This window comes from Arthrobacter sp. HMSC06H05, assembly GCF_001807395.1.
Lineage (GTDB): Bacteria > Actinomycetota > Actinomycetes > Actinomycetales > Micrococcaceae > Pseudoglutamicibacter > Pseudoglutamicibacter albus.
The window spans coordinates 1-7,447 of the sequence record NZ_KV788978.1 but is presented as its reverse complement, the minus strand read 5'-3'; the positions used below and the strand labels follow the sequence as shown (position 1 = coordinate 7,447).

Below are 7,447 nucleotides of genomic sequence, written 5' to 3'. Positions count from 1 at the left end.
TCTCAGCCCAACTAAAGGGGAGCAGTTCAAAGACGGTGCGGGGACTTATGTTTTTAACGTGAGGCACTATATCCTGGGTGCCTAGATCACGCTTGAGACAAGCATCACTCTTTCCGGCCACTCTTCATCTACGACCGCTCTTCATCCTAAGACCCCTTGTCACCTAAAGAACACAGACCCACCTCAAGAACACAGAAAAGAAGCCCGCATGAACGCACTGAAAGCAAGCGTTGCCTCGCACGCGCACTCGAAAGAAAGCCAACGTCGTTGGCCAACGCTGTTCCTGGTTCTGCTGGCATTGTGCTCGCTGGTTCTGACGGCGTGCTCGGTGGATATCACAACCACCCAGAAGATGGACGCCAACGGCAAGGGGACCCGCAGCATGACTGTGGTGGCTGAGCTGAGCAAGAAAGAAGCCGGCAAGGTCGATGTGAAGAAGATCGAGAAGACACTCAAGAAAGCGGCGCCTGAGGGTACCAAGGTTGACAGTGTCAAGAAGAAGGGCCGGAAACTCACTGTCAACGTCACGATGTCATTCAAAGATATTGAGGACTATAAGAAAGTTCTCAATAACGCGTTGGATGCCGGCGGGCGGAGCCTATCTGCACGAGTTGACTTTGAGAGTCTCAACGCAGAGCTACGCCACGGATTCACACTGGAGGAAAACGCCTCAAGCGGGCAACTGTTGCAATGGATACGTAAGGCGCTAGTCGACAACAAGATTGTGAGCAAGAAGAAGGCCGATAATGTATGGCCCGAGGACCGAGGCGGGACGTTGTCGGTTGGAAATGAGTCCACTAAGGCTCCGAGGACTCCGTTCCAAGAGTCTAAGGTTACCGATCACGGTTTCATAGCAGTTACCCCGCTGATTGAGAAGCGTACTGATGGCTACCGCTTCGCGGTCCTGTACAGGTTAGATTCTGAAGACAAAGAAGACAAAGAGGCGCGAAAGGCCCGCGAGAAGTGGATTGACTCCGTAATGCCGGACGGTGCCCAAAAAGTTGAGCTACCCGGTTCTGTGGGAACTGATCGTGAGCATATCGCTGTGGTGATGGACGTCAAGGACGAGACTGAACTCAAGGACGCTTTAGGTGCTTTGCTCGGGGATAAAAACCTGGAGGTTAGCATCACCGATCTGGACGAGCCGGAGGGGTTGTTTACCCGCGTCTACGAATACACGCTAGAGGCGGACTGCTCCCAGATATGTGAGGACGGGAGTTCGATACCGCTTAGACCATACGTCTCGACCCCGGGTGTAGGCACAGACGGTTATAAATATCCCAACCAATCGACGCTTGATGAACTAGGTTTCACCGACGGAGCAATATTTACCGCGATCAGCGAGGTGTCAAGTGACAACAGGTTCCATGCTCTTGATGTGAAGCCCATGAAAATGACGAGCATCACCGCACTGTTGAAGCCCGGGGTAGGGGAGAAAGTTTCCTTCGAAGTTGCGGTAGCGGTCCCAGAGTCTGAACTGGGTGCAGAGGTTGAAAAGTTAGAGGAGGCCTTTACTCCAAGCCATGGTTCTCTGACCTCGGAGAAGAAGGATGACCAACGAGTCTTCACTTTCACATGGGAGGGGAAGAACCCTGAGGAGCTTGAACGAAAAGTCCAGGTGACGTTCAATTCCTTCTCGATGCAGGAGAACCGTGGGGGTGGGTTGTGGCCTGAGTCGACAGTTCAGGTTGATTTTGCCCCTGAGCGAGACCTGAACACCACGATCAGTTCCATCCCAACGCTCAAGGTTGAGCTTCCGTTGATGCACGGGGTGAAGGGGGGAGTACCAGCGGACGGCTTCGGGCTGCACAACGGCCATGCCGAGTTCGCCTATAGTGGCCCGGCATTGGCCTGGTTTATCACGATGGGTGTGCTCCTGCTCATCGTCATCGCAGCGATTGTGCTGCTGGTGGTTTTCCGCAAGAAGATCGCAGCTAAGTTGAAGAGCGCCGGGGAGGGCAACAGAGACGGACATAGTTCCCAGGTGAATGCCTACAACACGGTGCGTGCGCAATACAATCCGCCGGCACCACCAGCGGATGATGCTGGACCTCCGGCTCCACCAGCTGATAACTCCGTACCTCCTGCACCTCCAGCGCCTCCAGGTGATAACACCGCGCCGACGCCGACGCCGCCCGCACCTCCAGCGCCTCCAACTGAAGACGATAGGCCGCCAGCGCCTCCCGCCCCGCCGGCGCCCCCACAGCAATAGTCGGCGCATGAGCGCACAGGTGAGCCCCGCATCGTAGGTTCGATGCGGGGCCCGCTTTGTTCTGGCGCGTAGGGGTGGTGTGTGCACGGCTAGGATGGGACTGATGGAGATGCAGAGGTTCGCGATTCGACTTTCGTATGACGGCACGCCTTTCAGTGGGTGGGCTCGGCAGCCGGATCAACCGAGTGTGCAGCATGCTGTCGAAGATGCGCTGTTCACGATCACGCGAACCGAGGTGCGCACGGTGGTTGCGGGGCGCACGGATGCGGGAGTACACGCGCTAGGCCAGATGATCCACTGCGACCTCTCCCCGGAAGCGATTGCCAAGCTCACGGTACGGGACGGATCGACGCGCATCGAAGAAACTCTGGTGCGGCGCCTCAACGCGGTGCTCGCCCGCGCCACGGACCGAGCCGTCATCATCGACTCAGCCCGCGCAGTCCCTCCGGGGTTTGACGCGCGCTTCTCCGCTCTGCGCCGCCACTACCGCTACCTCATTGCTGATGGGGCGCATCGTTGGAATCCGCTCCGCCGCAACGACGTGCTGTTCCATCCACGCGAACTCGACCCAGCGGCGATGCACGAAGCCGCTCAGGGGCTCTTGGGGCTCAACGATTTCTTGTCGTTCTGTAAGCCGCGCGAGCATTCCTCTACGATCCGCGACCTCCAAGAGATCAGCGTGACGCGCTCGCCTGAGGGTTTCGTTGAGGCTCGGCTGAGCGCGGACGCGTTCTGTCACCACATGGTCCGCACGATCGTCGGTGCGCTCATCAGCGTAGGCGAAGGTACGCGCCCCGTGGACTGGCCTGCGCAACGGTTAGGGGAGCGGGTGCGCGATGCGAACACCAAGATGGCCGCCGGGCACGCGTTGGTCTTGATAGATGTTGATTACCCTGATGACGATGCGGCGGCGGCCCGCGCAGATGCGACCCGCGCCCGCAGGGATCAGGAATAGGGACTCGGTGTGGGGGAGTTGGCCCAGGACAGCCGAGCTAGGAGATGCTGGTCACCATAGGTTGGTCATCGGCGAGGAGTTTAAGCTAGACTAGATAGCTGTTGCGCAGTGCGCTCTTGACACCACCTGTTTACGTGACGGTCCAGTTGCAGGACCTCTGGTCTGTGAACAGCGCAAGAGAGTAAGCGAACCGGCTACGGCCCTCACCCGTAGCGCGTGTGCGCCGGCGCATCATCCGCACGGCGGTGCGAACCCTGGTTACCTCACGACAACCAGCTCGAGACCGTCTGACCAGTATTCAACCGAAGGCAAAAAGAACAGTGCGTACGTACTCTCCTAAGGCCGAAAACGTCGAGCGCGATTGGTACATCATCGACGCTGAGGACGTTGTTTTGGGCCGCCTCGCAAGCCAGGCCGCAACCCTGCTGCGCGGTAAGCACAAGCCGACTTTCGCCCCACACAATGACCAGGGCGACTACGTCATCATCATCAATGCTGAGAAGGTTGCCCTCACCGGCGCCAAGCTCGAACAGAAGCGCGCATACCGCCACACCGGTTTCCCGGGCGGTCTGCGCTCCACCAACTACGCTGAGCTTCTGGAGAAGAACCCGACGCTCGCAGTGGAGAAGGCTGTCAAGGGCATGTTGCCTCACACCCGCCTGGGTAAGCAGCAGCTGACCAAGCTGAAGGTGTACCGCGGTGCAGAGCACCCACACGCCGCTCAGCAGCCTAAGACCTTCGAAATCACGCAGGTCTCCCAGTAACACTGGGCCACCCGATAACGGACATCTTCTAAGGAGACTAAAGTGGCTCAGAACGAAGAGCTCACCGAGGGCCAGGTTCCCTCGACCTACACGACTGAATCCGCGCCGGTTGCAGAAGCAACCGAAGCAACCCCACGCAACCTGACCGTTGCTGGTTCCGCTGTTGGCCGCCGCAAGCGCGCGATCGCACGCGTTCGCGTTGTCCCTGGCTCCGGCAAGTGGACCCTCAACGGCCGTGAACTCGCCGAGTACTTCCCGAACAAGCTGCATCAGCAGGAAGTGAACGATCCGTTCACCGTTCTAGAACTCGAAGGCGCATACGATGTGATCGCTCGCATCCACGGCGGTGGCCCATCCGGCCAGGCCGGTGCCCTGCGTCTCGGTATCGCTCGTGCGCTCAATGAGATTGACCGCGAGAACAACCGCCCAGCACTCAAGAAGGCTGGCTTCCTAACCCGTGACGCACGCGTCATCGAGTCGAAGAAGGCTGGTCTGAAGAAGGCACGCAAGGCGCCACAGTACTCGAAGCGTTAATTTTCGCTCACACACCTCCCGCTGGAGTGTGTATGCGCGGGTGGCTCGTCCCTTTGGGGCGGGCCACCCGCTCGTTTAACCCCGCACGGCAACCAGCTGGCCCTGTCCGCGCGCATGTTTGGCAACCCTGCCTGAGCGCCCAGCCGGCTCAGCCCGCGCGCCCATCGTGACGCGGGATGCCTGTGATGGCCCTTACGAAACACGCAAAGTAGCCCTTTTCTAACGTAAAATGGGAATGGTGGGAGTGGTTTATCCTGCCAACGTTTGCATCATTCACCCTGAAGAAGGAATCGCATGGCTACCTCACGAAAAGGCAGCAGCAATAACTCCAAAGCCCAGAGCGAGGCGAACACGGTCGAGGACAAAGACGTGAAGCCAGCCGACGCATCGGATGCTTCGAAGGAGCAGACCCCGATGGCGGCGGAACCGAACCGCGAGCTCAATGGCGAAGAAGCGCTGTACACCGTGAGCGGTACGAGCAACCGTCGTGAGGAAAAAGACGAGTTCCTGAAGCAGTTTGGAGATGACGTGGACTACAAAGAGCTCGATAAGAGCGAGACCCGCTTCGACCCTATTAAGGACGAAGCCGAAGACAGGATCTCGAAGCTCGAGCTCGATGACGACGCATGGCGCCAGGGCTACCCATACGAGAAGAAGCTCGGCCGCCGCGAATACGAAAAAGAGAAGCGCAAACTGCAGATCGAGCTGCTGAAGATGCAGCGCTGGATGCAGGATAACGACGAGCGCCTCGTCATCATCTTCGAAGGCCGTGACGCCGCAGGTAAGGGTGGCGCGATCAAGCGTTTCACCGAGCACCTGAACCCGCGCGGCGCCCGCGTTGTTGCACTCGCGAAACCAACCGAGGTTGAGCAGACCCAGTGGTACTTCCAGCGTTACATCCAGCACCTGCCATCCGGTGGTGAGATCGTGCTGTTCGACCGCTCGTGGTACAACCGTGCCGGTGTTGAGCGCGTCATGGGGTACTGCACCCCACGCCAGTACGTTGAGTTCATGCGTGAAACCCCAGAGCTTGAACGGATGCTCGTGAACTCCGGTATCCGTTTGGTCAAGCTGTGGTTCTCGGTCTCCCGTGCCGAGCAGCTGCACCGCTTCGCATCCCGCGGCACCGATCCGGTACGCCAGTGGAAGCTCTCGCCAACGGACCTGGCCTCCCTGGATAAGTGGGACGACTACACCGAGGCTAAGCAGGCGATGTTCTTCTACACCCACACCGGAGACGCCCCGTGGACCGTGGTGAAGTCCAACGACAAGAAGCGTGCCCGCCTCGAAGCGATCCGTCACGTCCTGAACACGGTCGATTACCCAGGTAAGGACCCTGAGGTTGTCTACGAACCGGATCCGCTGATCGTGGGTTCCGCTGACCGTGTATTCGAAGCAGATGAGGGCCCAGTGGGGGAGTTCCCGCTCATCGATGGTTTCGTATCAGATAAGTAGCCAGCCCCTCGCGTGAGCGGGCTGCTAGATAACTCTTTAGATCGCTATTTGCCACGCCGCGGGTGATGCTACTACAGCATCGCTCGCGGTGTGCTCGTATGCGGCGGGGTCAAGAACACTCCGCCGTACTCGTAGGATAGATACATGACTCGACTATTCGGCACCGATGGTGTGCGCGGCAGAGCTAACCAACTCCTAACCCCGGAACTGGCGATGAGCCTCGCTCAGTCAGCTTCCGTTGTTCTAGGGTTCAACGACATCGAAGGGAACCGGAAACCGGTCGCTGTGGTCGCTAAAGACCCTCGTATTTCTGGTTCCTTCATTTCCGCGGCGATCGAGGCGGGCCTGTCCGCTTCCGGCGTGGAAGTCTATGACGCCGGCACACTCCCAACCCCCGCAGCGGCCTTCCTGGTTGCGGACCTAGAAGCGGACTTCGGCGTTATGATTTCCGCTTCCCACAACCCAGCCCCGGATAACGGGATTAAGTTCCTCGCACGCGGCGGCCAAAAGCTCGATGACGCGCTAGAGGACGCCATCGAATCGCGGATGCAGCTTGAACCGTTGCGTCCCCAAGGCGGGGATGTGGGGCGGGTGTACCGCTTTGCTGATGCGGAAGACCGCTACGTGATGCACTTGCTACAGACGCTGCCGAACCGTCTGGATGGGGTCAAAGTTGTGATCGATGCCGCCCACGGCGCCGCTTCCGGTTGTTCCCCGGACGCGTTCCGTGCTGCCGGCGCAGAAGTTGTGGTGATCGGTGCCTCTCCAGACGGGGTGAACATCAACGAAGGATGCGGCTCAACGCACCTGGAGATGCTTCAGAAGGCTGTTGTTGAACACGGAGCGGACATGGGTGTGGCCCACGATGGTGATGCGGACCGCTGCTTGACCGTTGACCATGAGGGCAACGTGATCGACGGGGACAAGGAGATGGCGATCCTCGCGATCGCGATGCATGAGGCCGGCAAGCTCAAGGACGAGACTCTGGTTGTCACGGTGATGAGCAACCTCGGGTTGAAACTTGCGATGAAGGAACGCGGCATCAAGGTTGTTGAGACCTCGGTGGGGGACCGTTACGTTCTCGAGGAGATGCGTAAGAACGGTTACTCGCTAGGCGGTGAGCAGTCCGGTCACGTGATCATGCAGGAGTATGCGACCACCGGCGACGGCGTGCTGACCGGCCTGCACTTGGCCGCACGGGTTGCCGCTACCGGTAAGACCCTCAAGGAACTCGGTGATGCCGTGACGGTTCTGCCGCAGGTCCTAATCAACGTCCGCGGCGTGGACAAGGCTGGCGTTGGTTCTTCTGTCGAGATCCAGAAAGCCGTGGCTGAAGCCGAAGAACGCCTCGGAGACACTGGGCGCGTACTGTTGCGTCCATCGGGTACCGAACCTGTTGTGCGCGTCATGGTTGAAGCCGCAACCGAAGAGCAAGCCACCGACGAGGCCCGGCACCTGGCCCAGACCGTCCAGACAGCGCTACCACTCGGCTAGCAACTCGGCTAAACAGACAGCCTGCTGTCAGCC

The 7,447-nt window shown here is 59.2% G+C and carries 6 protein-coding genes; all 6 read left to right on the top strand.

What is annotated here, in order from left to right; all coding sequences use genetic code 11:
* Positions 1 to 208 precede the first annotated feature (208 nt).
* On the top strand, positions 209 to 2,212 hold the full coding sequence (locus HMPREF3160_RS09985) for a hypothetical protein (RefSeq protein ID WP_070507208.1): 2,004 nt from the start codon (positions 209 to 211) through the stop codon (positions 2,210 to 2,212).
* Positions 2,213 to 2,315: 103 nt separating this feature from the next.
* Positions 2,316 to 3,167: a tRNA pseudouridine(38-40) synthase TruA gene (truA, locus tag HMPREF3160_RS04095; protein WP_256173940.1), complete on the top strand. Its 852-nt coding sequence runs from the start codon at positions 2,316 to 2,318 to the stop codon at positions 3,165 to 3,167.
* 320 nt (positions 3,168 to 3,487) lie between these two features.
* The gene (gene rplM, locus HMPREF3160_RS04090; protein ID WP_035758103.1) at positions 3,488 to 3,931 is read left to right on the top strand and encodes a 50S ribosomal protein L13; all 444 of its coding nucleotides are present in this window, start codon (positions 3,488 to 3,490) and stop codon (positions 3,929 to 3,931) included.
* 42 nt (positions 3,932 to 3,973) lie between these two features.
* Positions 3,974 to 4,465 (top strand): 30S ribosomal protein S9, encoded by a 492-nt coding sequence (gene rpsI / locus HMPREF3160_RS04085; RefSeq protein ID WP_035758105.1) that lies wholly within the window; start codon positions 3,974 to 3,976, stop codon positions 4,463 to 4,465.
* Positions 4,466 to 4,759: 294 nt separating this feature from the next.
* A complete protein-coding gene (gene ppk2, locus HMPREF3160_RS04080) occupies positions 4,760 to 5,920 on the top strand; it encodes a polyphosphate kinase 2 (RefSeq protein ID WP_256173938.1) in 1,161 nt (386 codons plus the stop codon).
* Positions 5,921 to 6,064: 144 nt separating this feature from the next.
* Positions 6,065 to 7,414, top strand: a complete 1,350-nt coding sequence (gene glmM / locus HMPREF3160_RS04075) for a phosphoglucosamine mutase (RefSeq protein ID WP_070507204.1) — start codon at positions 6,065 to 6,067, stop codon at positions 7,412 to 7,414.
* Positions 7,415 to 7,447: the final 33 nt, after the last annotated feature.

Bases quoted from the DNA above. Each gene is read 5' to 3' on its own strand.
- ppk2 (WP_256173938.1), top strand. From the start codon at position 4,760: ATGGCTACCTCACGAAAAGGCAGCAGCAATAACTCCAAAGCCCAGAGC.
- glmM (WP_070507204.1), top strand. From the start codon at position 6,065: ATGACTCGACTATTCGGCACCGATGGTGTGCGCGGCAGAGCTAACCAA.
- truA (WP_256173940.1), top strand. From the start codon at position 2,316: ATGGAGATGCAGAGGTTCGCGATTCGACTTTCGTATGACGGCACGCCT.
- HMPREF3160_RS09985 (WP_070507208.1), top strand. From the start codon at position 209: ATGAACGCACTGAAAGCAAGCGTTGCCTCGCACGCGCACTCGAAAGAA.